Genomic DNA, 25,275 nt, shown 5'->3' with positions numbered 1-25,275 from the left:
AAGTGCATTTGTCATTGAAGCAAACAACACAACTCATAGTTTTTCCTTTAGTTTTAAATTCTCTTCGTATAATTGCTTAACCATATAGCAAAGTAGGTATGCACTGAATGGAGAGGTAGAATGATTTTCAATTTCATAAACTACTTTTCTAAAGTGCTTATCCTCAAACTTTTCAGGGTATTCTTTTCTACCTCTAATAATTCTCCCGACTGATGCAAAGCTAACACCTGTCTCTTTTTCAATTTGTCTGTAGCTTAATCCTTTTTCTCTTAGTTTTAGGATTAAGAGCTCTTTGCTTTCTTTGTATCTCATGTTTTCTGTTGTGCATGTCATTGGGCCACCTTCTCTTTGGAAAGGAATTGCTCCAGCTGCTCTTTTATAGAGACAATGTTTTTGAGTGTTCTTCTTAATTTTTGATTTGAGATTTTATGAAGATCTATCTTGTTAATTGTTTTGCTTGCGAAGAGTGTAGATTCATAGATCCTTTCAAATTTAGATATCGTGTCAAAAGGGTCATTTGTAATCTCATTATAAATTTTTTGAATCCTTTCTTTTGAAACATCTTTTCTTGAGTTGCTTTTGCTCTTTTGTGTGTTGTTATTACTTTTTTCTGTAGCTAATTCACTCTTTAGAAGACGTGAGACTTTATTGGCCTTACTCCATTCTTCTTGTGTTGGTGTTCTGAGATCGATTTTTAGACAAATATCTCTGTATGCATGAACCCACTCGGAGAGTGTTTTTCTGTTCATCCCAATATCGTTAGAGAACTCTGTCAGAGTGTAATAACCCTCTGACCTTCCTCCATGTCTTATTTGACATACGGCCATTGCCATTTCTGCAATTTTGTATTGGTATGAATCTATTTGACTCAAGAGCTCTTTTGCTCCCTTAACATACTCTTGATACGTGATACTCATGCCAAAGTCCTTTCTTCTTATATTCATTAAGTTTATTTCTTAGAGTTCGAATTGATATTCCAAGCTCTTTAGTTGCTTTAGTTCTATTCCCTCTTGTCTTGATAAGAGCTGTACTAATTGCTTCATATTCAAGATCAAACAAAAGACTATTCGTTGGGGCCATTCTTATTACTGTGACTCTTGAAGAGGGGAGAAGTTGATAAGTGCTTTCTTTTCGTATCCTCTCTTTTTCTTCTTTCTTTTGCTTCATAACTTGCTGAAACTTTCGTATCTCAGTGATTCTAATTTCTACATCTTCAATTAAATCTTGAATTTCGTTTTTTTCTTCTCTAAAGAAAGAGCTCTTAAGAAGTGTTTTTAAGCTTTTTATCAGCTCAATGAGTCTTTCGATGTTTAATGTCTTTCTATTGCTATTGAAGTACATCCTTGCTTCAATATAATTTCTAACTTCCATATTTTCTTGCCTTCTTTAAAATTTGATTTAAAACTTGTGAAATCCTTGATGGTGTAATTGAAAAAACGTGGGCCATTTCAGCTTCTGTAAATCCAAATTGAAATCTTAAAATAAAAAGAGCTCTTTCTGTCCCGATTAAGCTACTTATGAACTTATTCGTTTCTATGGAAGAAAGTGGGAATTCAATTGATTGCTGATCGAAATATTCGAGAACAATGCTTTCCTGGCGTCGTTCCCCATTTCTTCCAAGCTTTTTTCTCAAATAATCTATTGCAAACTGATCAAGAGTTTGAGATTTGGCCCTTCCATCTAAAATTGTTAGTCTGTATTCTTGAAAGAAATCATCAAATGAACCTGGTACATTAAATCTTAGATAAACGAACTTCATTCGATGTTCTAAGTTTGATTCAAGTAAATATTGATGAGTATTTCGTTCTTTCATTTTTTAATTATTCATGTTCCTGTATTCCCAAAATTTCTTTGTAGTTTTTAGGAAATTGCTTTTTTACGTTTTCTTCCACAATGCTATTAATCGTTTTTAGGCAAAATGGAGTTTCACTATCCAAATTTGAATAAAATTCATTAATAATCATTTGAAATACTTGTTCTCTTTTTATTAATTCGTCTGCTTCCACTTTTTCCCCTTTATCGAGTCTTTGTTATTTTTGTGATTCTATAAATGCTTGTGCCATTTTTAGTATTACCAACCAGTTTTGCATGCGTTCCATCTGTCCAAGTGTAAGTTAGTGGTAAGAAACCCATGTCGATTATTTTCGTAATGCTATAAATGTTTTGTGCAAAATCACCCCAATGTAAAAAGACTGTTAACCAGTTCACTTTCCCTTGTTGACTCATGCACATTTTCCTCGATCGATGTCACTGTAATCAATTCCGTTTTCTGTGAGTCTTTTTCTGAGATTGTTAATATAGTTCCTTGAGCGTGGACCTATTATCGTAACTTCTTCAGGTGCGAGAATCTGAAGTTTTGCTCGGTCTCTTCTTACTCTTATAAGTTTTCCATCTAGATGAAATTCAACTTCTTTTCCATTTGGAACTGAGACTGACAATCCACCCTTGATTCTTTCTTTGTTCGTTTGTTCTGTGTTCATGCGATGTCCTTCGTTGATTTTTCCTGGTGTTTTTTTATTCCAATTTTTATTGCTTCTTTTGGTTGGAAATTTGCATCTCTAAGATCTATTAGGGCCGGCTTTTCAAATAGAGAAAGAGAGATCCCTAAGTCCTTGCATGATTCAGGAGTAAGATTGAATACATGTTCACAATATGAGCTCATGTAATCTTTTAGAAACGATTGTGACTTATCTCCAAGCTTGTTCTTGAGCATGTTGCGAATCTTCTGAAGATCCATTTCTTCTTTTTTCCATTGTGACAATCTTGTAACTTCATTTTGATATTCTGGTGTCTTATCTTTTGGCACGAAGTTGATTGCAATAGATTTGAATTCAGCGATGCTAGGGAAGTGAGATCCTGCATTTACTTTGATTGAATCACATGCTTTTTTGATTACACTCGGTGAAAAATCTTGAGAAAGAATATTTGCATAATTGCATATTGTTTTTTCTGCTACAGCTTTCGTATAGTGCAAAGAAAGATCTCTTAGAGCATCTGTTGCGAAGCCCAGTATTTTATCATTCATACTGCGTTCCTTTGCTCATATTCTTGATCTAAACGGTTGTAATATTCTTCATCAGTTTCATTTTCTGCACGGCCAATTTGAATAACTCGTGATTCTTCACTGTGAGCAATTGAATATTTTCCATTGAGTATATCGCTGATATTTTCTAGCTTTAATATCCATGGAAATGAAAACCATGAACCAGAAAAACGTCTATCATGAAATAGTTTAGAGTTTTCAGCTTGCTTGAAAAGATTTTCCCAGTCTGAAATGCTAGTCAGTTTTCCAGCTGCCTCTTTGAAAAGTTCGATATCTCTCGGAGAAATCATTATGCATGGTTTGTTTAGTTTTGATTCAGATCCAATCGTCTCATTCCAAAGCTTGATAACAGCATCTAGCTTTAACCCTGAGTCAGATTGAAACTTCCCTTTCTCCAATTCCAAAAGAGCTTTTGTGAGAGAATTTTTCTTTTCATTTTTTTCATTCTTTTCTTTCTTATCATTCTTGTTTGTGCTCGTTTGATGCTCGTCTGTTGCTCGTCCGATGTCCGTCTGTTGTTCTGTCGCTGTATCGAGTGTTGTATCACTCTGCTTTTCAGTACTCTGATATTCTGAATAATTTAAGATAGTTATAACAGTTGTGCGTGTGTCCGTTTCTACTTCTATCTGATGTCTCATTTTTAGAGTTTTCAAAAAACGCTGCACTTTCCCACGAGACCATCCCCAAGTCTCAGAAAGAGTCTTTGCAGAACGAGCTTGTTGACCCCTCTCTAAAATATAGAGGTGGTTTTTTAAGACAAATTCATTCGGCTTAAAGTTCGCATTAATTACCAGGTCAATCCACGCTTGCCCTTTTGAGAAAGGTTTTTCCGTCCAAATCCAATTGTCACGAATCGCCCTATGAATTTTTACCCATCCTTGTGATGACATTTTGTTCCCTTTTAAATGTACGAATCCCTTCCCCTTAAAAAAGGGGAGGACAGCTAGTTGTTGTTGGTAAAAATTTATCTAATTAGCTATGTGCTATTTTGTGTTCATATTGTTCTTCAAAGTCTGCAACTGTTGCGGCCTTTAGTTCACCTGGCTCAATATCCAAGAAGGTGCATACTCCAACATGGTGCTTTATTGGAAGCGCACAAATCCCTCTCTCTACATTTGAAATAAATTGCCCATTCTTGTATCCAAGTGTTGTTGATAATTGACTCTGGCTTATTTCATTGAGCTCTCTTTTTGATTTAATTAATTGAGCAACGTATTTGTGTTGATATTTTTCTTTAATTTGCATTTTTAACTCCTATTTCATCCCCATTAGCATGATCTTGTTCAGCATTAAAATTGAAGTAAAGAACTTCTCCGTAGCAAGGCACGGGTTCTTTTGTTGTTTTTCTTCTAGTTCGTTCACTCTTTTTTGAAGTCTTATGACTAACTCTTTTCGTGGTATCGTTTTTGGATTCATCTCTTTCTCTTTTTACTCCAGGTGAATTAAACCGCTCATCATCCTTAAGACCACCAACTTCTGTTGCAAGTTTAACCAGGTCAATTAACCTGTCTCGCTCTGAGTGAAGAAATGAAATCACCTCTTCAAGCTTTTCAACACGTTCGTGTAATCGATTTATCTCTCTGTTCTCATCAGTGATTTTTTTCACAACAAGCTTTGATTCGAAGGCCTTTGCCAATCGAATCAAATGCTCATTGTTGGGAACGAGTGAACAATCAATTATTTTTTTAATGTCAGTTAGTTTTAGACCAGACTTTTTAGCAAGGATCTCTTTAGACCAGCTTTGCGATTTAAGGCCTTCCAAGATCCATGCTGAAATTTGTTCTGGGTGAACTAAATCCATTAAAATCCTTTTAAAATTCTGTAGCGCATAAAATATTTACAAATACGTCCAATTTAAGTTTCAAAATATTCTATTTACCCATACATTCCGCCTAAGTTAATAACCTGAACAAGGAGGTACTTCTTGAACGGCATGTTGACTTACCCAATCTTAAGTCCTAGCTAGGCTACTAACCAAAGCGGTCTGCATCTTTTGGGTTTTTGAGGGAATAAATAGAGGTTAATGCAATTGCAGGTTCTACTGTCTTGTCGATGTGTTAGTAGCACTGATTCAAGCTGTAGAGACAGGTTACTTTAATACCTCTAGAAGTTTAAGCTGCGGAACTGGAAATGGTTTTAGGTCTTCAATCATTGGAATCAATTCGAATGAAAGAAGGTAACCCATTACCAGGACCTTTCGACTTTAAGAAACTTCCCCTCTTTTAAATTTTAGTTACACGAATGCCTTAAAAGAAAAACTTCTTCTATTGCTGAAATTCGTGTCATTAATTTTTTATCCAAACTTTGTTTTTATATTTGCTTCATAAAGATTTGCTTAAATGGCTTTATGAAAGTTTTACAAGTAGTAAATGCAAAATATGTTCTTCAATTATTAAGTAAGCTAGGCAGCTTCCCCCTGAGTTGTAGAAAGTGGGAAAAGCTGGTCCTCGCTAACTTTAAAATAGAGACAAATAAGTTTCCTAGTCTGCTTTCCAGGAACATGGCCTCCATGCAAAATTCTAGTAATCGTGGAAGGAGCGAGTCCTGTGCCAATCGCCAAATAGGACTCTCCGTACTCGCGCTTCCCAACCAATTCTTTAAAAAGTGCTACGTTTGTAGCTCTACTGTTTCGTGTACTCATGAAATTAACATACAAGCAGAATGTATATTGAGCAATAGGTTAATACATTTAAATTGTATTTTACAATGTTTTTAATGGGTTAAACTTACATTATGAATGTAAAAAAGACATTTTCACGAAATTTAAAAGCCCTCAGGAAGGGGAAATTTACGCAAGCCTCTCTCGCAGAAGCTTGTGATGTCTCGCATTCTACTATTAGAAGTTATGAAAATTGCGTTAGCTTTCCTTCTGCTGAAATTTTAGAAAGTCTATCGAGCATTCTTGAAGTACCTGTTGCAAAACTGCTTGACTCAGACGACTTTAGGGAAAAAAGGAATGAAGCTGTTCATGCGAGCAACAGTATCTCTTCAGTTGATATCCAAGAACTCATTTTGCCGAACTATTTGCGTGAACTATCTAATGCTCTTGAAGTTGAGCAGAGAATTGCTGAGCTTGTTGATCTTGCCCTGAGAGATCCTCACGCAATTGATCCTGATGATGAAGATGAAATGTTCTCTTACTTAACTAGAAATGAGACTTTAAATAATAGGGCCAGAATCATCGCCCTTGAAAATATGTACACTAAGGCCGGTAAATTCTTTGTTCGTGCACACTGGGCCAGAGACGATGATCCTGTGAATGTTTCAAAAGAAGTTAAAGCTAAGAGCAAAGCTTCTGGTGACTAGTACAGACCGTACCTAAGAAAGTAATCATCTTGTGAAAAGATGGCTTCGTAGCAGTGAAGCTAAATCCAATCTCCTTTATTTTTACATCTGAAATTCCCATTGCTGTAAATAAAACCATTTCGCAATCTGGTTTTCCGTTGTGCTCAATTGCATCTAATAGATCTGAGTTTTCAAATTTGTAATCTGTAATTATCAGATCAGGCCTTTTGTTTTTTGAGTAGAGTAGGGCCTTCTTTAAGCAATCGAACTCTTTGATGTTAACTTTGAATCGTTCTTCAATTTCTTCCCTCATGAGTTTTCTAATAAACGCTTCATCATCAACTAGTAAAATGGTTTTCATCTTCCTTCTTCTCCTTCAACGCAATATTCAACTGTGAATAAATCTTATCAGTTGCCGAATAGAACTTAAGAAAAACTTTCGTATGCACAATTCCTCTGAGAGAGGAATTTGTCTATTTTTTAAACGTAAAATCATAAATTAATGAACGATAATGACTTTTTTATTTTGCTCGGGACCGAATTAAAAAAGCTTCGCAGTAAAAATAATTTCACTTTAAAACAAGTTTCAGATTACTCTGGAATTTCAATCAGCTATCTTTCCGCAATAGAACTTGGAGAGAAACAAGTCTCTTTGTCATATTTAAGAACTCTATGTGAATTTTATGAAGTAGAGCTTTGGAAATTGATCAAAAAAGTGACAATTTAATTTTCTACGGAATGTAGAAATTATTTTGTTGATTAATTAAGTTTCCTTGATCTTCTTGGGCTAAAATAGTTCTCAATGAAGTACTGCCCAACTCAAACTGCCATTCGATTGAGGCATCTTAGAGAAAAAAGAAGAATCACAATTAAAGAAGCTGCGTATGATCTCCAAGTCTCAATCAAGACCTTACACAAGTACGAGACTCGTGGAGCTTCTGGACGTGAGTTTCTGGCCTTTGTAGGTCGAGCTATTTCATACTATGAAACAAGCTCTGACTTTGTACTATACGGAATTCTATCCACATTAAGATAAATTGACTCAATCACTCTGTTTCACTCTCCGAATATAGAAAAACAACAAGGGAGTGAATATGTCAGTTACGAAGAGAATTGAAGAGGCCATTAAAAGTGGTGAAGTGATCAAGATAAAATATCACGGTGGTAGTAACAAAGGTGCAGTAAGAGAGCTCATACCACGCAAGATTGTTGATGACCGTCTTTTTAGAGCCGTTTGTAATCAGACTAAAAAAGTAAAGACATTCTTATTTGAAAATGTCGAATTTGTAGAGCTTGAAGAAGCTGTAGATTACGATGACTTTAAATATGATTATGCTCAATTAAACCGAGTCGAAAAAAGAGAATTTGAAATTATTCAGCAAATAAAATTAATGCAAAATGAGCAGGGCCGTGATGAAAAAGAAGTCGCAGTTTTAGAAGAGCTCATGGATGCTCTATGGGCTAGCTAGAGCAGAAAAATACAAAGATGTATAAATTCAATGTGTAATTAGTCACCAAAAGTAAATTTAAAAATTTCCAATTATACAAATTAAGGTTGTTGTTATGTTAAATAAGGTGAGTGAAACGGTTCATGAATTCAAAAGTCTCGGGAAAGAGGTTGCAGGAGCTGTAAACTATAGACTTAAAGCTCCTTTGTTAGGGAGTTATGTCATTATTTTCTTTTCTTTCCATTACACGATAAGTTTGGCGCTTATTTCCAGTCAGTCTTCTATACAGAAGATTGAAACCATAAATAGTTATGTCAATACATTCGGAGGAGTAAAAACCGTATTGTTTCCTTTGTTACTAGCAGCTATGTGGGCGCTAGTGGCTTCTCTAGGAGAGGTTGTATTTAGAATGCTAGAGAATTTTAAAGAAGGAGCTCTCTCTTTGATTGATAGGTTAATGGCGCCTATTGATAGTGACCAAAAAATGGCTTCACGTATGAAAAGAATTATTCGAAACAATGGACTTGCAAAGGAAAAGACTCATGAACATATAAATAGAATTATTAGTCTTAATTTAACCGAGAGTCGAATGAGTAAATTACTAGAGAATTTTGATAGGCACAGTAATAAGTTGAGATATTATGCCCCTGAGGATGTCGGTATTGAACTCTATGGAGAGATTACAGATCAAATTTATGAACTTGATTCAGATTTAAAAACTGTAAAGAAAGAATTGTCTGAACTATTGTTGTTCCTGACCGTTAAGCAAGAAGAAAGTGAATCATTGTTTAAGCCAAAAAAGTTGACTTAGAATAAATTATGGATGGATGTTGAGGTGAATAGCTCAATTTCGCTCTTTTGAAACATGTTCTCGCTGGAGTTATTATGAAGATCAAAATAATTGATATGGCTAGTTTAGTCGATAGAAAGTTAGCACCTTCTACAATAAACAGTTCAACCAAGGTTACTCTGAGTCTTTATAATGTTAGAAATGTGCATCCAAGTGATATGACTCATATTATGTGTCTAATCGATCTTTTAGCACGTTCAAATTGCATTCATAAAGATGTCATTTATCCAAGGTGCGAAAAAGTAAAATCCTACTGTGGAAGAATGGGACTATTTAACCTTATCCCTAGTTACACATACCCTAACATCGTTCGCCAAAATCGTTCATTAGTCGAACTACAAAAAATAGATAATGAAAACAATGATTATATTGCAGGCCTAGTTTTGGAGTCGCTTAAGTTGAACGGGCTACCAATTGACCATATTAAAGATGATTTGCATACAGCGATCACAGAAGTTGCGAACAATGTTTTTTACCATTCTGGAAATCGCGAAAATGAAGGGTGGGGTTACTTTTCTGCCCAGTTTTATCCCAGTATAAGGACGTTTGAATTCTCTTTTTGTGATTTAGGTATTGGATTTCGGGGAGCTTTTAATAGAACTTTCAAGCTTTTAGGCCTTGCATCAAATAAACTTATTGAAAAAGCGATGGAGAGACATGTATCATCTATTATAGACCCTATGCGAGGTATCGGGCTTAATGAAGTATGTAATATTGTTAGAGCTTATAAGGGGGAAATAACGATCCAGAGCCATGATGGCTATTTTCATATTCCAACTAGTGGTAAAATTGTATCGAGGCTCCATACTGAGAATCCATTTGTAGGTACGTCTCTTGATTTTAGGATTAAATTATGAAGATCAAACTATTTGTCGCAAATCAAAAAATGCTTTCAGGAAGAATCTTAGCAAAATCGTTAGTAGAAAAGGCACTAGATGGCCAAGCGTACGATGAGTATGAACTCGATTTTGATAATATTGAAATGGTAAACCAATCTTTTATGAATGAATTGGTTAGGTCTGTTTATTGCACCAATCCTCGTGCTGATATTTTTGTTAGTAACTGCATGTCTGATCGCATAAGAGAGCGATTTGAAAAAGAATATAAATTTGTCAAGTCAGTTTATTCTAAAGAAACGGTTTCTCATTAAGATAAATTGATTTATGAAAGGTCCTCCTTGATCCGATATTTTGTATTGTATATCGGGAGATTATTTTCATGTCTGAATTCAATCGTTTTCAAACTTTGGTCTATAAGAAATTAGAACACGTTAATATTTTATGGATTTCTTTTTTTGCTTTAATTTTTGTTTTTACACTTCCTTTAATCATTCTTCCGTTATACGGTCCAAAGCTATCACTTTTTGATAAGTTTATTATTAAGCCAGACTTGCTTGGTCAATATGGCTCATATGTCTCCGGTGTTCTCAGTCCCATTTTAAGCTTTTTTGTTTTGTATTTTATTATACTCGAGCAGAAAGAATCTAAAAAAAGAGAAAATGATCTCAAGGATAGACTTATTAAAGAATCTGAAGATCGAAAGCGTGATCAAGATCTTGAGATATTCCAGTTAATTCTAGGCTCTCTAGTGTATGCTCGCGACAGGATTACCATTAATAATAATCAAGGTGATAACGGACTCATTGATTTAGACAATGGAATAAAAGAAGGGGACGAGAGATATCATGTTGGTGAAGTAAATCTTCAGAATGGAGACGCTTTAAGTTTTGAATTTTATCTTGAGCAATTAGCATATGCAATGAAGTATGCAGTTGAAAATTTTGAAGATGAAGATATAATTATTTGCTTCAACCTGATAAATCCACACTATAGCATTATTCACGTTTCAATTACAAAGTACCTTGATCATTTTAATAAGTCTTATTCAAAATGGGATGTAAGTAACGATGCTGATGAGAATCAGGAGCGTATTTTTTCAGAAGAGATGAAAATTTCATCACTCATTAAGAATAGGCTTGAATATATTCAAGCTGCAATTTATAGAAAGGAATTGGCAGAGAAAAAAATAGACCTTTTCAAATAGTTCCGATCTTAAATAGGTGGTATTTTAAAAATATGTACCACTTGAAAATTGAAATCGATCTAGAGCAATTCAAAGGCAAGAGTCTTAATAGAGATATTAGGACTCACTATAAAAAGCGAAATAAAACGAACAATGAGATATATGACTTAGTTTATTTTAAAGTAAGAAATTCTCTTCCAATTCGACCTCTCACAAACTACACTTTAAAGATCTGCAGGTATTCTAGTAAAGCTCTCGACTACGATGGTTTTGTAGGAGCTCTAAAGCCATTTGTGGATGGACTCACTCGGGCTGGCGTTATCATGGATGATAAATGGCTTTACTCTGGACCATGGAAGGTCAATCAACAGTATCAACACAAGAAATTTGGACAAAAGCTTCTAATTGAAGTGATTGAATCGAAAGAGGTAAAGATATGGAAATCGTAGAGAGAGCACTTGAAAGATTATTTGATTTAGAGATCGAAGAACGATTCATTGAGTCTCGAAAAGAGATGCGAAAAGTCGCAGCGAAAACCTTTGCGACGAATTTAGAAATAATTCAAAAATATGGAAGCAGTGAAGAGAAGAGTGATCTTAGACTTTTTCTTAATGGTCTGCACCCTAAGCTTGTCGAAGAAATCATTCAAACTTGCCCGAATGTTGTCATTGACGGATGTCGCGAAGTAGAATTTTTGAAGGCTAGGGGATTAATCAATCTCTACCTCTCTAAAAATTCAGAGTATGGTTCCAAGGCTAAACTTGCAAAAGAACTAGGATTCTCTAGGGCATATATAAGTCTCCTGGAAAAGAACAAGAGAACAATCAAGCTAGATGTTTTAATCCGCGTCCTTAACCTTGCAGGATATAAGCTTTGTATTACTTCTGAGGTTTCTAAAAACAAGATTCAAGAGGCAGCTTAAAAATAAAATTGTATTTGGATTCTTTTCGGCCATCTCATTTACTTTTGGAATACAGAGAAGTCCTAATATGATCAAGTTAACAATATTCACTTTTGATGAATAAAATGGCTTTTTCATTATCTATCCAATGTAAAATCGCAGATTTTATCTAATTTAGATTCTTCAACTTCGAGTCTTCTTGCAATCAAACACTGAACCTTATTTTGAAACTTGATTTGAACGTCTTGTTGTTTAATCAGTAATCGAGCTTGATTGAGTGCCTCTTGAGTTGCAAATGTTCTATGCATATAAAGAACGACACCTATGGCCGTTGTTGCTATGAATATGTAGTCTTTCAGTGATTGAGTCTTTTCTTTCGTTAACATAAATGGCCCTAGACGTTAATATCTAGGACCTATTTTAACAAAAGATTAACTTAAGAGTTTTTCGACTATTAGTTTTGAAGAATTGAAAGAAGAGCTGTCTTAAGACTTTGCATTTCAGGAGCTGTAACATTGTTCAACTCAGAGATAGCAAGGTCTATTCTGTTAACAGTAATAGCATCAATGAATGTCGAGTATGTCGCTTGGAGATTTGTGATCTCTTCAATAGTTCGTCCTGCCTGATTATTGTAATCAGTAATATATGCCAAAGCATCCTGACATTTTGACGATATCAATTTACCTCGCGCTATTGAGTCTTTGATTGCTTGTTTTTGAGCGATTGCATTGTCGAAAGCTGTTTTTAACGCTGGGTTGATTGTTACAATTTCACGCCCAGATGCGAGCTGAGCATAACCCGTTAAGGTCGTACAATAAATTTGCTCAAGCTCGAGATTTAAAATAGCCTCTTTTTCCCCTGGTAAACAGTTCGTATATGGTGCTCCCTGATCCCAAAGAGATTGACAATTATCTCCACACTCATAAGTGACTCGCTTCGAATATTGAGGCTTAGTTTTATCTTCAATCATTTCGGGAACGACTTGAGAGTAATTACAGTTGTAAGGATTTTCCTTTACCTCTATACACTCCCCAAGTTTTGAACACTCAATAAATGCCATTGGCCCAGAGAATACAGATTGCGACTTGGTACAATCTGCAACACTACTTTTTTGAATGTAATGGTCGATTGCAAAACAGTTAAAAGACAATAGTAAAAATATTAAAAACCTCATTCTGATTCTCCTTAAGGTATAAATGTTGGTTTAGAGAGGAGTTTCACATTCGAGCAATTTACTCTTACGCCTGTGCTATTTACTCCTGATTGAAAGTTAACCACACCTGTGCCCGCACCTGTCCACGCATTGTTATATGTCCCAGACTGTCCAAGTGCTGAGCAAGGTTGATTTATGCCAGATTCAAACGAAACGCCCGCGATTGTATTTGAAAAAGATGAGCCCGAGGGCGAAAGGTCGCCACCGATAACAAGAGACGCAAACCATTCGCCATTTACAGTGTAAAAAACGCCCTTCGTATAGTTACTTGTCCAGTTAGTCCCGCTTACTGTTAAATCATAGGGCCCATAAAAAACTGCGTTTGGAATTAACAGAGGACGCAAGGTCGGCAACTGAAAATCAAGAGCACTCTTACCTAAATATATTTGAATAGAGTTTATAGAGCCACAACTCGCAAGAGCCCCGCCCTCTGTAAAGAAAGTGAATTGCACGTTTGTTGTTGAGGGGCTTGTTACTCTTACTTGTGAGTGAATCGCCTCATTAACCGAGAAAACTGGGGGAGCCTGTAGACCTAGACTAGCATAATTAAAAGTTACAACGCCACTTGAGCAAGATGCTGAGTCCCACCATTTTGAACCAGTGCTTGAGTTTTGATAGTCTCCAATTCTATTTGTTTTCGCCCAAAGGATAGGAAAATACTCAACCGCTTTAGGTAATGCTCTATAGGCGGTTACTTTATTGTTAGAGTCTGCCCCTTGCTTATGGCAAAATACCGATAACTTTGCATTAGAGGCTACGCCATCATTTGAAGTTCTAAAGACGACTTGCGTAGGGCTTGAATTTGACGAGTCATAAGTTCCCCAGTATTGATAAGTCCCCGTGTCTACCGTCATTTGACAAGCGAGCTTCTGAGAAACAAGACCAGTAACGACGGGACACGTATAGACACCAGTCCCAACGGTGCAAGAACCACTAAGCCACGTTGACGACTGACTTGTGATAGAGCCATCACTACCGAGTAAAGAACTAAATGAGCTTGGCGTTACCTCTTCTGTTAAGCCAGATAAAGTGCCAGCATAAACCTTATCAAACTTAACAGAGGGTGCTGAGGTCGCCCCTGTATTCTTTAGGCATACTTTAATATTACCCTTGTTGGCATCAGCTACAATGCTCGCCTGAGACGGGCAAAGAAAGCTTACGCTGTGATAACTTTTTACTGTTGAAGGTGAGAGCGATCTATTATTGGAATCTTCATTCGCTCCATCTACCTGCGGGTTAAGTATATCGCCGTTTCCATCGACTACTAATAGATCAAGATTCTTGTCTCCACCGACATAGGTTACACGCGCTTCACAAGATTGGCTTTTAAATCTATCTGTGTTGAAATTCTTAAAAGCAGTACACCTTTCATCCCCTTGTGCACTCGGAGTGAAAACGAATGAGCGACTTCCTTCAAGAGGATCTTGATCGTCATAATTAAAAACTCCACCTGAGCCAGTCCATTTTTCTGTTCCGTTTTCTGCATTTGGATTATCATCATCTGTTAATGCGTTATCGTAGTTCTCACCACCAGAACCTCCAGAGCCAGATCCCATTGTTTTCCAGTTGGTACCATCGTGTGTGAATTCAAGCTTTTGTTTTGTTTCGTTTGATCTAATGGCCCTTGTTTGCGATTTTCCAACTTTAACAGTGTCTTCATAGATCTGTTTTTCAGAAGAGTGTGCAATTAAGGAAAAGGCCAAAAGAAGAAATAGAAATAATTTCACCTTAATCTCCTTAGTCAAATTTGTATAAATTGTACTTAAATCTTCCAACGTATGAGCCGCCAGTGAACTCATTTGTTTTGTATTTAAGAATAAAGTTTGTCGTTTCTTCGATTTTTTCGAGTTCTTCAGGAAAGTCTAAGCCTATCTCTGAATGTTGGTTTTGATCTCTTTTCAGTCTTACATATTTATCTGCTGAAGGAAGGTAGGCGTAGGCAATTTTTCCTATTGCAATTGTCTCTGTATCAACTGATTTTCTGTATGCTTCGTAAGATATTTCAAAGCTAGTTGTTTTGCTCGAGTCAAAGATAAAGAGCTCGTCCGGACCATTCATAAAAGCGGTATCGACTGCGGCATTATTTTCAATTGAACAAGACAAGAATGTTGATCCTGCGATAGTTTTTACTGCCTTAAGCAGCTGATCAGTTTCAAAGTCTTCATCGCTTTCTTCTGTACCTGCTGGCACTAAGTCAATTCCCGCAGCAAGGATGACATTAGCAATTTCTTTATTTACACTGTTAAACCATTTCGCCAGCACATGTGTCGGTTTCAGGCCTAGTTTTGGATCGCCATCAGAAAAATTTCCATTAACGCTTCCGATTGAATCTGGGTTTTGCATTTTACTCTCCCTCTATATAACTAAAGTGTGCTTTCATGTGTGAAGGTTTAGATCTATTGATAATGCTCTCAATTAGATTGTCTACTGGCTCGTTGAGAGGATCTCCACAAACCGATTGACCAGCTGAAAAATAGAGTCGGGGAACATCTTTTATTACTACAAAAAATGTTCTGTACCAGTTACCGTTATACAGTCCGTCTCCACATGAAGACATTCCACATCGAAATGGCCTTGGTTCATCAATCTCTATTTCAAATCCGAAATTTTTTAATAGATCAATATAGTACTGAGGTGTCAGACCACCAGTCATAGTATAGTAAGTGTAAACAAGCTTTTTACGAGCTTGTAGAGACAGTAGTTCTAAAGGCCCTGATCTTTCATCTGGAAATCCTAGTAACTTCTCCCAATCGTCTAGCATTTCAGAAGTTTGAGAAGGGTCTGTCTCGTTTACTAATTTATAAGCATGAAGCTTGATCCTGCGAAACTCGTCTGTACAGGCAAGAAGGATTTTCTCTAGTCGAGTTCCGCTTTCACGAGACCAAGCCCTACCAGGAGGCAAAAGAGACTTCGCTAATTCTAGAAAGCTCTTTTCGTCTAGCTTGGCCATACGACACTACCTGGTACAGGAATTTCATTTTGTTGAAAAGTGACATCTTCAGTAGGAGAGATGAGTGTGTGATCATATTCTCCTGTGGCCACTGAGATTGCTTCTCTTATATGTGTAAGGGGAATTGTTTTACCTGGTTGTGCTTCTCTAATTACGAGGTCCCTGAGTTCACTTTCTACAGCTGCTCGAACCTCTGGTGAGTCCGGATCAACTACGAGTTCGACATCTACCGGTTTAGCCTCTGGTGCAAAACAAAATATCTCTGCGCCAACGCATCTTCTTTCATTAAGGTATTCTTGTACTTCTAGGACTTTTGCTGCGTTTGGCACAATGTCCTCTTGTCCATCTTGAACAAAAGTAACTCCTACTGTCCATCCACCAAGGTATTCTGGGAAAGTCCACGCTCTAGTAATTCCTGAAACTTCTTTTGCCCATCTCTCGTAGTCCCCATCATTCCCGCCCGCAATTGGGTTTCTAATTCTTTCTACTACTCTTTGTTGATAAAACTCTTCTGTTTCTCGGTTAAGGCCGTTAGTTATACCTGGAGAGGCAATCGAAACTTCATCTTTGACTCCAGGTATAGGGGAGTTAAGTTCTAAAAAATCTGAATCTTCGAGGTTTCCACGTTCGCCAGGATCTTCACAAATTATTGGAAGTTCTAGAACACCATTTTTTATAAAGCCACTTGATGTTGTTCGATATTGAAGACCTGTTCCTGCGTTTAGAACTTTATCAACACCGACCCCTGCATTCTCGGACCCTGTAAAAATAGCTGTTCCTGTAGCATAATCTTCAGACTTTTTCTTTATTCCCCATATTGAACCATGCCTTTCAAGCCATATCCCTTTTGCTTTATCTGGCATTAGCATGTCTGCAAGATAGCTTATGAAAGAGTATAACAAGTGGGCTACTCCAGCGATTACATAACTAAAGACGGTAGCAAGTGTATATCTAAGTGTAATCGACTCACCAGAGAGTCTGTAGTTGAAATCAGATTTTACTCGAGTTACGAGCTCTTTTAGAGTTGGTCTTTCCATTGATCTCGATTCCTTTCGTAATTAGTGACATCTGTAAATCTAAATTTGTAATCTTTGTTACCTGGTAGTTCTATACCAATCAGAAGTGCAATTTTTTTATCAATTATTTGAGCATCAACATTTACCGATTTAACAACTTTGTCTTCTGTTAACCATTCAAGAGCTTCTTTCGCATAGTCGATAGCATTAAGCCTCGTTTCGTTGTTGATTTTATTTCTGTGCAAGAGCCATAGCCTTGAGCCATATGGCCTTTCTTCAAAGTCGTCTCCCCAAAAACCTGCAAGAGAGCTTTCGTCTGAAGGCTTTTCATTTTCATTAATTCTTTTGTCTGTAAATAAAGAAATAATTATGGCTGTTCTTATGCCATTTTCAGGTTCTTCAGAAATATCGAAAATGTTATTTTGAAACGCTAGGGCAATATCCATAGCCTACAATATATCTGAAAAGTCCTACATCTGTGGTGTCGGTTGGGGATCTGTCTGGACGTGTTTATGTCCGTTGTAGCTTGTTCTGATTTGAGACATTGTTCCCTTATTGTCTTTTATTTCTCCAGATGCTTCGATATCTCCTGTTATCGTCACTTTCCCTTGGGTAGGAGCTGCTCCTCCAGCTGCTATTCCGGAACATTGGATCAAGCCAGATACCGCCATCAGCGGAGTAGTGCATTCTATTTTTGTGAGTGAGTTAATTTTTAGTTCAGGTGTCGTTAAATCAACTTTTGCTGTGGCATTAATTGTTGCTTGTTCAGTCTCGACAAGGGCTTCTTTTGTATTGATTATAGTTTTTACTTCCGAGTTAACAGTTAGCTCTTTAGTTTTTATTTCAATTTTATTCTCTCTTTGAAAATGAATGTAGTCTCCCTCATCTGTGTATATTGCGACTTCTCCATCTTTTAATGTTTTAAGTCTATATCTCTTATCATCAACGGCAATCACAATGGAGTTGTCTCTATTGCCTCCAATCGAAACACAAATCGCATCAGCTCCTTCGAGTGGTACACTAGTGAAGCCATAGTTTTGAATTCTTTCAATTTTGGACTTTGTTTCACCTTTTAGAAGTGATAGCTGAAGGTTTTGTATAGGTGTTGAATCATCAACAAGATTTACTTTTGATCGAGAAATCATTGATAAAAGTCTTCTTATTATTTGCATTATTCACCTATATTGAATATGAATCTTTTTCTTCTAGATCGATCTCAGTGTAAGGGAAACCACCATTTTTTCTAATGTATCTAGTAGAAGAAATAAGCATTACTTCATTAATTCCAAATGTTGGATATATTACTTTTGTCGTCTTGTTTGTTTCCCAGGGATCACCATTATCAGATGTGAGGATATTGTTTGTTTCAATTCTGATTGAAGTTGATCTTTGTTCTCTTATTTTCTTTTCCCAAAGAGCTCTTCTTTTTGCTGAATCATTGTTTTCAGTATTTTCCGAGATTATTAACAATGGCCTATGATAATTAACAGAGCTGTCATACTCAATTCCTTCTGCATCATGAAGTCCATCTATATCTTGTCCTACGACTCTATATTCAGAATACTTTAGAGAGCTGTTTCTGACTCTTCTACATCTTTTAACATTTTGTCCTTCAATAAGTTGTGTACGTTCCTGAGTTGACTTAACTTTGGTGATGACAAGGCCTCCATCGTCAGAGCCTGTAATAAGTAGTCCAAGCTTGCGAGATGCTCTTTCCAGATTCTCCCAAATAGTTTCCCCCGGAATAATTGACCACTTCTCTAGTTTAGCGTTGATTATTACTTCAGAATATACTGGAATGTTGTAAGGTCCACATAGAGTTTTACATAGATTTAATAAAGAGATGTTTTTAAACTCTCCTGGGCTTATAGGGCAAGGACAATCTATAATTAGCGAGCTTATTGAACGGCCTTTTATTTTAACTAGTGTGCCGGTTTCGTCGGATATATCTTCAATAATATCGATCTTTCCAATTGTGAATGGAGTTGACTTTATCTTGATTTTAACTTTACTATCTTCTTTTATTTGAAGATTTTTGAAGGATTCGTTGTCAACGAAAAATGAAAATTCAAATGATCTGGCTACAAAGTTGAGCGACTTATACAAGTTATAATCTGAAAAATTCTTATATAGCTTTCCATTACAGTATACTTCAATCATAGAATTTTAATTTCCAATTCTTTTGGTGTTATAAACATTGGATCTTCAATTTCATTTCTTTGAATGATATCTCGCTCAAGGTCTGTAGTCCCATATATTTCATAAGACAACATGATTGAGTTAGTCGTATGCTCAAGTTCGTATGTTGAAAGATTGGGGAGTCTGTTAGAGTTACCTGGTACGGCTTCAAGAAACTGTGTTCTCAATTTTTGCAGTGAAGAATATACTATTGGGCTAGTCGTTTGTTCCATTATTTCATCTAAGGAACTCATTACTTGCTCTTTCATCTTTCGAGCTTCTTGACTTGTTTCAATGGAGTTTTCTTCAGCCATCTTTACTGCCTGAACACATGCCCTCGATATACCACTGCATCTGACGGCTATTGTCATTTGCTTTGTATTCTCTTCTTCTTGCTCCCTTGTTCGTGTAACCGACAATACTTCTTTCTTTTTTCGTCCATATTTGTCCGTATTGCGATAAGCTTCGAAGAGCTCTTTACTTGAGAAAGAAAAGTTTTTGGCCAAGTCTAAATTTCTTTGTATATTTTCAATCAATGCTAGGGGAGATTCTATTAAGTCTTTTGCCTTTGCTTTGATTTGTCTAGCAGCAAGAACAGCTTCGCCAATCGTATCACTCCATTCTTTTATTGAAGATGTCATATCTTCATATAAATCAGCAGCTTCATTTATCATAGAAAGAGCAGAGTCTTTTAAGTTTTGCGGTAAGCCTTTAATCGAAAAGTTATTTGAAAAATCCTCTTTGATGGCATTATCTACTTCGATTTGAGTAAGTTCAATTTGTCCTACCTTGTCATTCTCTGAAAATGGATACTTTAACGGGGAAAAACGCCACGCCTGAAAATTAATTCTACAAATTCCGAGCTCTGAATCTGTTTCAGAAATATCAATATTTCCAACTTTTACTTTTACTCTACCGTAAAAAGGGTGAACAAGGTCTTTTACTCCAGGCTTTTCAATCTCTTTAATGAGATCTATTTTCTTTTTAAGGTAATCACTTCCTAAGATAAATGCTTGAATGTCAAATTTTTTAATTTCAATACCTTCATCTAGTATTCCTGGAATACCTTCCTCATCGCCATCACGCCCATCCTTTAGTTTTCTTCCGCCTTGAATTTTAGAAGCTTTCACTCCAAATTGAATACCGGATAAAGATGCTGGCCTTAAGTCTTTTTCCCAACTCATTAAATCCCACCCATTACACTACCAAGACCGAGTGACGATGTTGATGATTCACTAGTTTTGAACATTTGAAGGGGGTTACCCTTAGTGTCTTTAATCGTTACTTCATGATTTATTGTTTTCTCTTCTTTTTTTCCAACTATTGAAGTCGATGTGACTGACTTTAGTTTATTAGAAATTGGCTTCGTGTTATTGCTATTAATATTACTTTCTATATCAATCCCAATTTTCTTTAGATACTTTGCTCCAATTCCCATTATGAGATCTTTGAATTTCTTAACCTTGCTTATGAGTGAATCAAATTTTTCACCAAGATTAAACTTTTCATATAGAAACTTACCAACTCTATAAAGACCATAGAGAGCTGCTACAACAGCTCCAATAATAAGTAAGAACTTTCCTGCAACAAGTAAGAGAGGAAGAATAGATGCTTGAAACATCGCAAATCCTATAGTCAGAGAGGGAAGTAGTGCGATAAGAACTCCCGCAATTGAGATAAGTGGACCCATGACAGCTACAATACCTGCAAATATAGCAACAAATTTTGCTAATCTTGGATTATTATTTAGAAAGTCGAGCGCTTTTGCTATTTTCTCTCCAACTGATATAACAATTGGTTTTAGTCTCTGACCGAGATTTATCATAAGAAGTTTTATTTTATTAAGGACAAGAGTCAGCTTTTTATTTTGACCATTCATGTTGTCATTAAAACCTTTAGCAAAAAGCGTATTTGCTTTACGCCCTTCTTTTAGTGCATTCGTCGCTTCATTAGCATCCTGGTTTATTACTTTTAATGTAGCTGAAAATTGTTCACTTTGGTTACCAGCTAAAGACTGAGCAACACCAAGAGCTTCAACAGATCCGAATAGCTTTGCAAATGTTCTGTTGTTTGCTTTTCCTGAATTACTTATTTGATCTAAGAACTTTTTAAGTCCCATCGTTTGTAGGGCCGTAGCATCGAATTGAATACCAAGCCTCTTTGCTTCTTTCCTCGCATCAGCTGTAGGCTTTTGCACGTTAGAGATTAAAGCTTTAATACTCGAGTATGCACTAGCTGTTTTCATACCAGCTGTTGTTGCTGTTGATACTGCGGCCATAGTCTCTTCGAAACCTAATCCAGCTCCAGCTGCAACGGAGGCAAGGTTACCGATTCCATCTGACAATTGAGCAATGTCTGTTTTTCCTTGCTTTTGAGCAGCAAAGAAAACTGATGCTATTCTCGATGCATCTTTTGTTTTCATCGCCCACGCATTCATGGCCGATGTCATACCGTCTGTTGATTTGGATATTTCTGTGTCTCCTGCTACAGCTAGTTTTCCGGCCTCTTTTACGAATCCTTTGAAGTTAGCAGGGTCAACACCAGCTGAAATCGAGTCAAATATAGATTGACCTATCTGGCTAATGTCTTTTATTGGTAGTTCTCCAACAAGTTCTTTTGCTTTTTTTGAGATGTCTTTGAAGCCGGCGTTTATCGTCTTGCCCTTAAATGAGTTATTATCAAGAAGTCCTTTTACATTTAAGAGTTTCTCTTCAAAATCTCCAAATGCCTTCGAACTCATGACGCCAAATGCCGCAATCGGTAAGGTTGCCTTGAGACTCATGCTTTTCCCAAAACTGGTCATTTTGCCAGAAACCTTCTTAGTAACTTTCTCGATATCTTTCATTTGGTCGCGCATCTTCTTCAGTTTCATATTTGTTATACGAAGAACTTGAGTCTGCTTTAGGAACCTAGAGTTAATTCTTTTTAAAGTTCCTGCTGTACCATCAATGGCGTTAAAGGTGAGATTAACTGGAAACTTGTTCGACATCTTTTGCAATTTCCTCTAGTCGTTGGTGCCAAAAAGAAAACTCTTTGGCACCAAAATTTAATATTTCATTTGAGGAGAAGTTGAAGTGATAGGCTAGGAGTCCTGAGAGTCTTCTCCAATCTCCAAGAGCTCCAATTGCTTTGAAACATAATCAATGACTTTTCCAGTATCCTTTATGCTTAACTCAGCCAAAATTGTAGGGGGAATCGAACACATCTCTGAGGCTATTTCAATCATTGCTCTCATTTTAATGTTCTCTAGATCCATATCCATTATGTGTTTAGCTTTCATTGAAGGAAAACTTAGTACACTTATCTGTTCTGATCCATGAACGATTGGCTCATCTAGATTTATGGTTTTCATTATTTGATTTCCTCGCCCTCTGAAACAGATACCCATCTTACTGGAAGCTTATTTTCTTCCGTTTCTACTGTTCCTTCTGATTCGTTCCATGCATCTCTTAGTACGATAGTTTTGCCATTCTCTAAATCGAGTTGAACCGTACCTTCTTCATCTTTAATTTTTTTTACGTCAGTGTTTCCATCAACGGTAATTTCTCCTTCAATGAAAGCTTCTTGGACCTCGAAACCATATCCATGCACACCATCAACACCTTTTTGTGCTTTTTTATTTTTTCCACCAAGGTTATATGTAAAATGACCCTTGGCCTTTAACATTCCTGATGAAGATCTAACGTAAGCTGTTCCAGCTCTTAATTTTTTATTACTCATAAACTCTCCTAAAGAATAAATTGAATTTGACCACCAAAAATTCTCATTTGATTAATTAAGTCTGGGTTAATTCGAAAATCAATACGATCTCTATTCGAGCTATTTCTTTCGACAATTATGTCTTCTAGAAATTGATCGATATTTTCAACTAGACCGGCATCTTCCCACTCTCTAAATAAAGCAACAAGTTCTCCTTTAATAACCTTTGGAGTTACGATTGGTTGACCTGTTCCGAATTTTGTCCCATCGTCAGCGAGTTTATGACGTGGGTATTTATTCAATAAACGAGTTCTTAATGACCATCTAACAAATGACAAAGTCAGTATTGTATTTAAATTTTGATAGGAGAGGTCTTGTTGTCCGAATGCTCCAACATTATAAGTTGTCACCAATCTTTCAACTAAGACTTTTCCTCCGGGGCTAACCATGAAAGTTGAGATCCCATCACCAAGAAGAATACTTCTTTCTTCTCTAATGAATTGATGTTCTTGTTTTGGAGGGATCGTTCCGACGATCTCTAGAGTTTGAAAAGGTCTTGCTGGATCAATTTGTCCGTACTTTGAAACAACACCTGCTAATTGAGCAGCAAAGACATATGGAGGTGTAGGAACTTTATACCCATTCATAATAGTGTTTAATTGAGAATTCCTAGAGTCTCCAAGAGTTCCAAGATTTCCATGTGTCGCATTTTTAACACAAAAATTAGACCCTTCTGTTTGTTTTGTTGGGCCAAATCTTGAACTTAACTCAGCTTCAACTGCAATTAAATTTGCTGTGTCTGTATATGGAAAAATAGCTATGTTAAATTGGTCATCACCCATTTTGTTGATGGCATCTTGAACATCTGGATTCCCTGCTCCATTAACTGTATCAGCAATAGCTACAGAGACACCTTCAGGAAAAACTTCTCCATAGTAATGATTAAATGAGATTTCCAACTCATTAAAGATCTCTCCTTTATGTTTTGCTGTAAGAGCTACAGCTGCATCTGTGGCTACTGCTTCAAAAGGGCAAAGCTTTTCTGCATTCACAGCATTAGCAAAAGCCGTTGCAATTTCTGCACCTGTTGCATCTGTTGTTGCTGCTGAGACAATTTTTACTCCACCAACTAATGCCTGAATTACTCCGGCTTTTACTGATTGAGCAGAGAACGTAACAGTTTTGACTGCTTTTACTCCAGCGTCTAAGTCATCAAGAGCGATTACATATAGCTCTGTTTGCCTATCGTTTTTTCTAAAGCCATCAACCATTGCGTGAATCATTGATCCATATCCATACATTTTGGCAACTTGATCTGCACTGTTCACTCTTTCTTTAGTAAGTGAGTTATGCGTCCCTTCATTAGTGAGTCTTTGACCGACAATGAGGGCTTTATACTGTAGATCACCATCTGCACCTGCTCCTGAATTATCAAATTCAAGAAAGGCCCATGGAGCTAGTTGATTCGGTATTTCATTAAATCCAATAGACATAAACTATCCTTTTATTTTGTAAGTATTTTATTTGAAACTCTTTGATTTTTTTCTGTGTTTACAGGTTCATGCTTCTGTTCAGCTGGAGATACTTTTAAAACGTCTCCGGACTCTATTTTTCTTGTCCAGTAGGCATTTAAGGGAACTCTTGTTGAACTTTCTACAGAAAGCCTTTCTCCTGTTTCTGGATTTGTAATTTTAAGATTTTTACTTGGAATAACTTCTATGAATCTGAATGGTGACTTGCTTTTCACATTTCCCCCTAGGGTTTATACTTATTGAAGAATATATCAATGCAGGGGGGCTTGCTTTATGACTGGGACTCTTGTGGAAGATCTATCTCTTGCTCATGATCAACTGAATAAATATTCGTTGTTCCTGTTATCTTTTTTAATTCTGTAATGTTTGAAAGGTCTGAAAAATGTTGCCTTATGTAGGTGAGTTTATATTCTAAAGAGATAGTTCCTATTCCATATGCAGCATTTTGCTCGACATCTCTTTCACTTTTTAAAAATTCGGCTCTTTCTGTTAACAAACTATTGTCATCCTCTTCATCTAGAAATGGGTCAAAGTCGATAACTGTTTCAATTACTTCGGCTATGTCATCAAGCTCATCTTCAATTTCATCTTCTTTTCCGTGATTTTGATAGACAAAGCCAAATCTTACATTTTTATCCGTTTCATATGGAGCAACACTTGAATCCCTCTTTGTTTCATCAAGAACAAAAATAAATAGGGCCGGCATATCATTTGGACTTAGTCTTTTTGTAATTCTATTAGCGTGAATATTTACTTCTGGTAGGGCAAGCTCAAAGTTAGTCTGTAGCTTTTTTCTAATTTGCTTTACTTTAGACATAGACTTTTCCCAGGGTGAGCTCAACTGTTTTATAAGATGTGTCTCGAACTTCTTTTACTTCGTATTCTCCGTCAGAAAGAATGACTCTATCATTAACCTTGGGCCTTACTAATTCCATTGAGATTTCTAATCCGATACTTTCTGAATATGATGCATTTCCAAACTCATCAATATTGATTGTCTCTCTGTTTACATGACCTTTGATTTTATATTCTGATCCTTCTGAAAATAGTGTAATATCGTCTCCCGTTACAGGGAGGGCGATGTTATTTACGATATTAACTAAGTTTGAAAAGTCCATAGGTTTAGAGGCAGTGGGGG

38 protein-coding genes and 1 pseudogene are annotated in these 25,275 nt (G+C 36.4%); 10 read left to right on the top strand and 29 right to left on the bottom strand.

Annotation, left to right across the window (positions count from 1 at the left end; genetic code table 11):
* Positions 1–33 precede the first annotated feature (33 nt).
* The 11 genes and pseudogenes from HBN50_RS07965 to HBN50_RS07915 all read right to left on the bottom strand — a co-directional run bounded on the left by HBN50_RS07965 (position 34) and on the right by HBN50_RS07915 (position 5,684).
* Entirely contained in the window at positions 34–333 is a 300-nt protein-coding gene (locus HBN50_RS07965) for a Trp family transcriptional regulator (RefSeq protein ID WP_273869119.1), read from the bottom strand.
* Positions 330–917, bottom strand: coding sequence for a hypothetical protein (locus HBN50_RS07960; RefSeq protein ID WP_273869118.1), 588 nt, complete (start codon positions 915–917; stop codon positions 330–332). The genes HBN50_RS07965 and HBN50_RS07960 overlap by 4 nt, the downstream gene beginning before the upstream one ends.
* Positions 889–1,059: pseudogene (locus HBN50_RS17610) on the bottom strand (helix-turn-helix domain-containing protein); the annotation flags it as partial. The gene HBN50_RS07960 and the pseudogene HBN50_RS17610, both read right to left, overlap by 29 nt.
* 301 nt (positions 1,060–1,360) lie before the next feature.
* Entirely contained in the window at positions 1,361–1,813 is a 453-nt protein-coding gene (locus HBN50_RS07950; protein ID WP_273869116.1) for a hypothetical protein, read from the bottom strand.
* A gap of 7 nt (positions 1,814–1,820) precedes the next feature.
* Entirely contained in the window at positions 1,821–2,006 is a 186-nt protein-coding gene (locus HBN50_RS07945; RefSeq protein WP_273869115.1) for a hypothetical protein, read from the bottom strand.
* Positions 2,007–2,222: 216 nt separating this feature from the next.
* Complete coding sequence (locus tag HBN50_RS07940; protein WP_273869114.1) at positions 2,223–2,480, bottom strand: hypothetical protein; 258 nt, start codon at positions 2,478–2,480, stop codon at positions 2,223–2,225.
* On the bottom strand, positions 2,477–3,025 hold the full coding sequence (locus HBN50_RS07935; protein ID WP_273869113.1) for a hypothetical protein: 549 nt from the start codon (positions 3,023–3,025) through the stop codon (positions 2,477–2,479). The genes HBN50_RS07940 and HBN50_RS07935 overlap by 4 nt, the downstream gene beginning before the upstream one ends.
* Entirely contained in the window at positions 3,022–3,933 is a 912-nt protein-coding gene (locus HBN50_RS07930; RefSeq protein WP_273869112.1) for a hypothetical protein, read from the bottom strand. Before HBN50_RS07930 ends, HBN50_RS07935 begins: the two co-directional genes overlap by 4 nt.
* An 82-nt stretch (positions 3,934–4,015) precedes the next feature.
* A complete protein-coding gene (locus tag HBN50_RS07925) occupies positions 4,016–4,288 on the bottom strand; it encodes a helix-turn-helix transcriptional regulator (RefSeq protein WP_273869111.1) in 273 nt (90 codons plus the stop codon).
* Positions 4,278–4,844 carry a hypothetical protein gene (locus HBN50_RS07920; RefSeq protein WP_273869110.1) on the bottom strand — a complete coding sequence of 189 codons (567 nt, stop codon included), beginning with the start codon at positions 4,842–4,844 and terminating at the stop codon, positions 4,278–4,280. The genes HBN50_RS07925 and HBN50_RS07920 overlap by 11 nt, the downstream gene beginning before the upstream one ends.
* A gap of 600 nt (positions 4,845–5,444) precedes the next feature.
* A complete protein-coding gene (locus tag HBN50_RS07915; protein ID WP_273869109.1) occupies positions 5,445–5,684 on the bottom strand; it encodes a helix-turn-helix domain-containing protein in 240 nt (79 codons plus the stop codon).
* A gap of 92 nt (positions 5,685–5,776) precedes the next feature.
* Between HBN50_RS07915 and HBN50_RS07910 the strand changes: the two genes are divergently transcribed.
* Positions 5,777–6,349 (top strand): helix-turn-helix domain-containing protein, encoded by a 573-nt coding sequence (locus HBN50_RS07910; protein WP_273869108.1) that lies wholly within the window; start codon positions 5,777–5,779, stop codon positions 6,347–6,349.
* Here HBN50_RS07910 and HBN50_RS07905 read toward each other — a convergent pair.
* A complete protein-coding gene (locus tag HBN50_RS07905; protein WP_273869106.1) occupies positions 6,324–6,689 on the bottom strand; it encodes a response regulator in 366 nt (121 codons plus the stop codon). The genes HBN50_RS07910 and HBN50_RS07905 overlap by 26 nt on opposite strands.
* A 141-nt stretch (positions 6,690–6,830) precedes the next feature.
* On the opposite strand from HBN50_RS07905, the gene HBN50_RS07900 reads away from it, so the two are divergent.
* The 9 genes from HBN50_RS07900 to HBN50_RS07860 all read left to right on the top strand — a co-directional run bounded on the left by HBN50_RS07900 (position 6,831) and on the right by HBN50_RS07860 (position 11,570).
* Positions 6,831–7,055: a helix-turn-helix domain-containing protein gene (locus HBN50_RS07900; RefSeq protein ID WP_273869105.1), complete on the top strand. Its 225-nt coding sequence runs from the start codon at positions 6,831–6,833 to the stop codon at positions 7,053–7,055.
* 75 nt (positions 7,056–7,130) lie between these two features.
* Positions 7,131–7,364, top strand: a complete 234-nt coding sequence (locus tag HBN50_RS07895; protein ID WP_273869104.1) for a helix-turn-helix domain-containing protein — start codon at positions 7,131–7,133, stop codon at positions 7,362–7,364.
* 58 nt (positions 7,365–7,422) lie between these two features.
* Entirely contained in the window at positions 7,423–7,797 is a 375-nt protein-coding gene (locus HBN50_RS07890) for a hypothetical protein (RefSeq protein WP_273869103.1), read from the top strand.
* Between the two features lie 94 nt (positions 7,798–7,891).
* Positions 7,892–8,587 carry a hypothetical protein gene (locus HBN50_RS07885; protein ID WP_273869101.1) on the top strand — a complete coding sequence of 232 codons (696 nt, stop codon included), beginning with the start codon at positions 7,892–7,894 and terminating at the stop codon, positions 8,585–8,587.
* Between the two features lie 74 nt (positions 8,588–8,661).
* On the top strand, positions 8,662–9,483 hold the full coding sequence (locus tag HBN50_RS07880) for a hypothetical protein (RefSeq protein WP_273869100.1): 822 nt from the start codon (positions 8,662–8,664) through the stop codon (positions 9,481–9,483).
* Positions 9,480–9,776: an STAS-like domain-containing protein gene (locus HBN50_RS07875; RefSeq protein ID WP_273869099.1), complete on the top strand. Its 297-nt coding sequence runs from the start codon at positions 9,480–9,482 to the stop codon at positions 9,774–9,776. The genes HBN50_RS07880 and HBN50_RS07875 overlap by 4 nt, the downstream gene beginning before the upstream one ends.
* A gap of 68 nt (positions 9,777–9,844) precedes the next feature.
* Positions 9,845–10,669, top strand: coding sequence for a hypothetical protein (locus HBN50_RS07870; protein WP_273869098.1), 825 nt, complete (start codon positions 9,845–9,847; stop codon positions 10,667–10,669).
* A gap of 32 nt (positions 10,670–10,701) precedes the next feature.
* Entirely contained in the window at positions 10,702–11,097 is a 396-nt protein-coding gene (locus HBN50_RS07865) for a hypothetical protein (protein WP_273869097.1), read from the top strand.
* Positions 11,085–11,570: a helix-turn-helix domain-containing protein gene (locus HBN50_RS07860; protein WP_273869096.1), complete on the top strand. Its 486-nt coding sequence runs from the start codon at positions 11,085–11,087 to the stop codon at positions 11,568–11,570. Before HBN50_RS07865 ends, HBN50_RS07860 begins: the two co-directional genes overlap by 13 nt.
* A 116-nt stretch (positions 11,571–11,686) precedes the next feature.
* On the opposite strand, the gene HBN50_RS07855 is transcribed toward HBN50_RS07860, so the two are convergent.
* From HBN50_RS07855 to HBN50_RS07775, 17 genes are all read right to left on the bottom strand, one after another.
* On the bottom strand, positions 11,687–11,935 hold the full coding sequence (locus HBN50_RS07855; RefSeq protein ID WP_273869094.1) for a hypothetical protein: 249 nt from the start codon (positions 11,933–11,935) through the stop codon (positions 11,687–11,689).
* A 68-nt stretch (positions 11,936–12,003) separates the two neighbouring features.
* Positions 12,004–12,723, bottom strand: coding sequence for a hypothetical protein (locus HBN50_RS07850; RefSeq protein WP_273869093.1), 720 nt, complete (start codon positions 12,721–12,723; stop codon positions 12,004–12,006).
* 11 nt (positions 12,724–12,734) lie between these two features.
* Positions 12,735–14,489 carry a hypothetical protein gene (locus tag HBN50_RS07845; RefSeq protein ID WP_273869091.1) on the bottom strand — a complete coding sequence of 585 codons (1,755 nt, stop codon included), beginning with the start codon at positions 14,487–14,489 and terminating at the stop codon, positions 12,735–12,737.
* A gap of 10 nt (positions 14,490–14,499) precedes the next feature.
* Positions 14,500–15,105, bottom strand: coding sequence for a hypothetical protein (locus HBN50_RS07840; protein WP_273869089.1), 606 nt, complete (start codon positions 15,103–15,105; stop codon positions 14,500–14,502).
* A gap of 1 nt (position 15,106) precedes the next feature.
* Positions 15,107–15,712, bottom strand: a complete 606-nt coding sequence (locus tag HBN50_RS07835) for a YmfQ family protein (protein WP_273869087.1) — start codon at positions 15,710–15,712, stop codon at positions 15,107–15,109.
* The gene (locus HBN50_RS07830; protein ID WP_273869086.1) at positions 15,700–16,749 is read right to left on the bottom strand and encodes a baseplate J/gp47 family protein; all 1,050 of its coding nucleotides are present in this window, start codon (positions 16,747–16,749) and stop codon (positions 15,700–15,702) included. The genes HBN50_RS07835 and HBN50_RS07830 overlap by 13 nt, the downstream gene beginning before the upstream one ends.
* A complete protein-coding gene (locus HBN50_RS07825) occupies positions 16,731–17,174 on the bottom strand; it encodes a phage GP46 family protein (protein ID WP_273869085.1) in 444 nt (147 codons plus the stop codon). Before HBN50_RS07825 ends, HBN50_RS07830 begins: the two co-directional genes overlap by 19 nt.
* 24 nt (positions 17,175–17,198) lie before the next feature.
* Positions 17,199–17,900, bottom strand: coding sequence for a phage baseplate assembly protein V (locus HBN50_RS07820; protein ID WP_273869084.1), 702 nt, complete (start codon positions 17,898–17,900; stop codon positions 17,199–17,201).
* Positions 17,901–17,907: 7 nt separating this feature from the next.
* Positions 17,908–18,888, bottom strand: coding sequence for a phage baseplate assembly protein (locus HBN50_RS07815; RefSeq protein ID WP_273869082.1), 981 nt, complete (start codon positions 18,886–18,888; stop codon positions 17,908–17,910).
* On the bottom strand, positions 18,885–20,090 hold the full coding sequence (locus HBN50_RS07810; protein ID WP_273869080.1) for a DNA circularization N-terminal domain-containing protein: 1,206 nt from the start codon (positions 20,088–20,090) through the stop codon (positions 18,885–18,887). The genes HBN50_RS07815 and HBN50_RS07810 overlap by 4 nt, the downstream gene beginning before the upstream one ends.
* On the bottom strand, positions 20,090–21,895 hold the full coding sequence (locus HBN50_RS07805) for a phage tail tape measure protein (protein WP_273869079.1): 1,806 nt from the start codon (positions 21,893–21,895) through the stop codon (positions 20,090–20,092). Before HBN50_RS07805 ends, HBN50_RS07810 begins: the two co-directional genes overlap by 1 nt.
* A 93-nt stretch (positions 21,896–21,988) precedes the next feature.
* Entirely contained in the window at positions 21,989–22,258 is a 270-nt protein-coding gene (locus HBN50_RS07800; protein WP_273869078.1) for a phage tail assembly protein, read from the bottom strand.
* Positions 22,258–22,626 carry a phage tail tube protein gene (locus HBN50_RS07795; RefSeq protein WP_273869075.1) on the bottom strand — a complete coding sequence of 123 codons (369 nt, stop codon included), beginning with the start codon at positions 22,624–22,626 and terminating at the stop codon, positions 22,258–22,260. Before HBN50_RS07795 ends, HBN50_RS07800 begins: the two co-directional genes overlap by 1 nt.
* Positions 22,627–22,634: 8 nt before the next feature.
* Positions 22,635–24,098, bottom strand: coding sequence for a phage tail sheath subtilisin-like domain-containing protein (locus HBN50_RS07790; protein ID WP_273869074.1), 1,464 nt, complete (start codon positions 24,096–24,098; stop codon positions 22,635–22,637).
* A gap of 11 nt (positions 24,099–24,109) precedes the next feature.
* Positions 24,110–24,352, bottom strand: a complete 243-nt coding sequence (locus tag HBN50_RS07785; RefSeq protein WP_273869073.1) for a DUF2635 domain-containing protein — start codon at positions 24,350–24,352, stop codon at positions 24,110–24,112.
* A 56-nt stretch (positions 24,353–24,408) separates the two neighbouring features.
* Positions 24,409–24,954, bottom strand: a complete 546-nt coding sequence (locus tag HBN50_RS07780; RefSeq protein ID WP_273869072.1) for a hypothetical protein — start codon at positions 24,952–24,954, stop codon at positions 24,409–24,411.
* Positions 24,947–25,255, bottom strand: a complete 309-nt coding sequence (locus HBN50_RS07775; protein ID WP_273869070.1) for a hypothetical protein — start codon at positions 25,253–25,255, stop codon at positions 24,947–24,949. Before HBN50_RS07775 ends, HBN50_RS07780 begins: the two co-directional genes overlap by 8 nt.
* Positions 25,256–25,275: the final 20 nt, after the last annotated feature.

Origin of the sequence: Halobacteriovorax sp. GB3, from assembly GCF_028649655.1 — a bacterium.
Taxonomy (GTDB): Bacteria; Bdellovibrionota; Bacteriovoracia; order Bacteriovoracales; family Bacteriovoracaceae; genus BSW11-IV.
The sequence above is the reverse complement of the archived record's forward strand: the minus strand, read 5'-3'. Positions and strand labels throughout refer to the sequence as shown.

What these genes read in the sequence shown, in the direction of transcription:
- HBN50_RS07965 (WP_273869119.1), bottom strand. Translation starts at nt 333, where the DNA reads ATGACATGCACAACAGAAAACATGAGATACAAAGAAAGCAAAGAGCTC.
- HBN50_RS07960 (WP_273869118.1), bottom strand. Translation starts at nt 917, where the DNA reads ATGAGTATCACGTATCAAGAGTATGTTAAGGGAGCAAAAGAGCTCTTG.
- HBN50_RS07950 (WP_273869116.1), bottom strand. Translation starts at nt 1,813, where the DNA reads ATGAAAGAACGAAATACTCATCAATATTTACTTGAATCAAACTTAGAA.
- HBN50_RS07940 (WP_273869114.1), bottom strand. Translation starts at nt 2,480, where the DNA reads ATGAACACAGAACAAACGAACAAAGAAAGAATCAAGGGTGGATTGTCA.
- HBN50_RS07935 (WP_273869113.1), bottom strand. Translation starts at nt 3,025, where the DNA reads ATGAATGATAAAATACTGGGCTTCGCAACAGATGCTCTAAGAGATCTT.
- HBN50_RS07930 (WP_273869112.1), bottom strand. Translation starts at nt 3,933, where the DNA reads ATGTCATCACAAGGATGGGTAAAAATTCATAGGGCGATTCGTGACAAT.
- HBN50_RS07925 (WP_273869111.1), bottom strand. Translation starts at nt 4,288, where the DNA reads ATGCAAATTAAAGAAAAATATCAACACAAATACGTTGCTCAATTAATT.
- HBN50_RS07920 (WP_273869110.1), bottom strand. Translation starts at nt 4,844, where the DNA reads ATGGATTTAGTTCACCCAGAACAAATTTCAGCATGGATCTTGGAAGGC.
- HBN50_RS07915 (WP_273869109.1), bottom strand. Translation starts at nt 5,684, where the DNA reads ATGAGTACACGAAACAGTAGAGCTACAAACGTAGCACTTTTTAAAGAA.
- HBN50_RS07910 (WP_273869108.1), top strand. Translation starts at nt 5,777, where the DNA reads ATGAATGTAAAAAAGACATTTTCACGAAATTTAAAAGCCCTCAGGAAG.
- HBN50_RS07905 (WP_273869106.1), bottom strand. Translation starts at nt 6,689, where the DNA reads ATGAAAACCATTTTACTAGTTGATGATGAAGCGTTTATTAGAAAACTC.
- HBN50_RS07900 (WP_273869105.1), top strand. Translation starts at nt 6,831, where the DNA reads ATGAACGATAATGACTTTTTTATTTTGCTCGGGACCGAATTAAAAAAG.
- HBN50_RS07895 (WP_273869104.1), top strand. Translation starts at nt 7,131, where the DNA reads ATGAAGTACTGCCCAACTCAAACTGCCATTCGATTGAGGCATCTTAGA.
- HBN50_RS07890 (WP_273869103.1), top strand. Translation starts at nt 7,423, where the DNA reads ATGTCAGTTACGAAGAGAATTGAAGAGGCCATTAAAAGTGGTGAAGTG.
- HBN50_RS07885 (WP_273869101.1), top strand. Translation starts at nt 7,892, where the DNA reads ATGTTAAATAAGGTGAGTGAAACGGTTCATGAATTCAAAAGTCTCGGG.
- HBN50_RS07880 (WP_273869100.1), top strand. Translation starts at nt 8,662, where the DNA reads ATGAAGATCAAAATAATTGATATGGCTAGTTTAGTCGATAGAAAGTTA.
- HBN50_RS07875 (WP_273869099.1), top strand. Translation starts at nt 9,480, where the DNA reads ATGAAGATCAAACTATTTGTCGCAAATCAAAAAATGCTTTCAGGAAGA.
- HBN50_RS07870 (WP_273869098.1), top strand. Translation starts at nt 9,845, where the DNA reads ATGTCTGAATTCAATCGTTTTCAAACTTTGGTCTATAAGAAATTAGAA.
- HBN50_RS07865 (WP_273869097.1), top strand. Translation starts at nt 10,702, where the DNA reads ATGTACCACTTGAAAATTGAAATCGATCTAGAGCAATTCAAAGGCAAG.
- HBN50_RS07860 (WP_273869096.1), top strand. Translation starts at nt 11,085, where the DNA reads ATGGAAATCGTAGAGAGAGCACTTGAAAGATTATTTGATTTAGAGATC.
- HBN50_RS07855 (WP_273869094.1), bottom strand. Translation starts at nt 11,935, where the DNA reads ATGTTAACGAAAGAAAAGACTCAATCACTGAAAGACTACATATTCATA.
- HBN50_RS07850 (WP_273869093.1), bottom strand. Translation starts at nt 12,723, where the DNA reads ATGAGGTTTTTAATATTTTTACTATTGTCTTTTAACTGTTTTGCAATC.
- HBN50_RS07840 (WP_273869089.1), bottom strand. Translation starts at nt 15,105, where the DNA reads ATGCAAAACCCAGATTCAATCGGAAGCGTTAATGGAAATTTTTCTGAT.
- HBN50_RS07835 (WP_273869087.1), bottom strand. Translation starts at nt 15,712, where the DNA reads ATGGCCAAGCTAGACGAAAAGAGCTTTCTAGAATTAGCGAAGTCTCTT.
- HBN50_RS07830 (WP_273869086.1), bottom strand. Translation starts at nt 16,749, where the DNA reads ATGGAAAGACCAACTCTAAAAGAGCTCGTAACTCGAGTAAAATCTGAT.
- HBN50_RS07825 (WP_273869085.1), bottom strand. Translation starts at nt 17,174, where the DNA reads ATGGATATTGCCCTAGCGTTTCAAAATAACATTTTCGATATTTCTGAA.
- HBN50_RS07820 (WP_273869084.1), bottom strand. Translation starts at nt 17,900, where the DNA reads ATGCAAATAATAAGAAGACTTTTATCAATGATTTCTCGATCAAAAGTA.
- HBN50_RS07815 (WP_273869082.1), bottom strand. Translation starts at nt 18,888, where the DNA reads ATGATTGAAGTATACTGTAATGGAAAGCTATATAAGAATTTTTCAGAT.
- HBN50_RS07810 (WP_273869080.1), bottom strand. Translation starts at nt 20,090, where the DNA reads ATGAGTTGGGAAAAAGACTTAAGGCCAGCATCTTTATCCGGTATTCAA.
- HBN50_RS07805 (WP_273869079.1), bottom strand. Translation starts at nt 21,895, where the DNA reads ATGTCGAACAAGTTTCCAGTTAATCTCACCTTTAACGCCATTGATGGT.
- HBN50_RS07800 (WP_273869078.1), bottom strand. Translation starts at nt 22,258, where the DNA reads ATGAAAACCATAAATCTAGATGAGCCAATCGTTCATGGATCAGAACAG.
- HBN50_RS07795 (WP_273869075.1), bottom strand. Translation starts at nt 22,626, where the DNA reads ATGAGTAATAAAAAATTAAGAGCTGGAACAGCTTACGTTAGATCTTCA.
- HBN50_RS07790 (WP_273869074.1), bottom strand. Translation starts at nt 24,098, where the DNA reads ATGTCTATTGGATTTAATGAAATACCGAATCAACTAGCTCCATGGGCC.
- HBN50_RS07780 (WP_273869072.1), bottom strand. Translation starts at nt 24,954, where the DNA reads ATGTCTAAAGTAAAGCAAATTAGAAAAAAGCTACAGACTAACTTTGAG.
- HBN50_RS07775 (WP_273869070.1), bottom strand. Translation starts at nt 25,255, where the DNA reads ATGGACTTTTCAAACTTAGTTAATATCGTAAATAACATCGCCCTCCCT.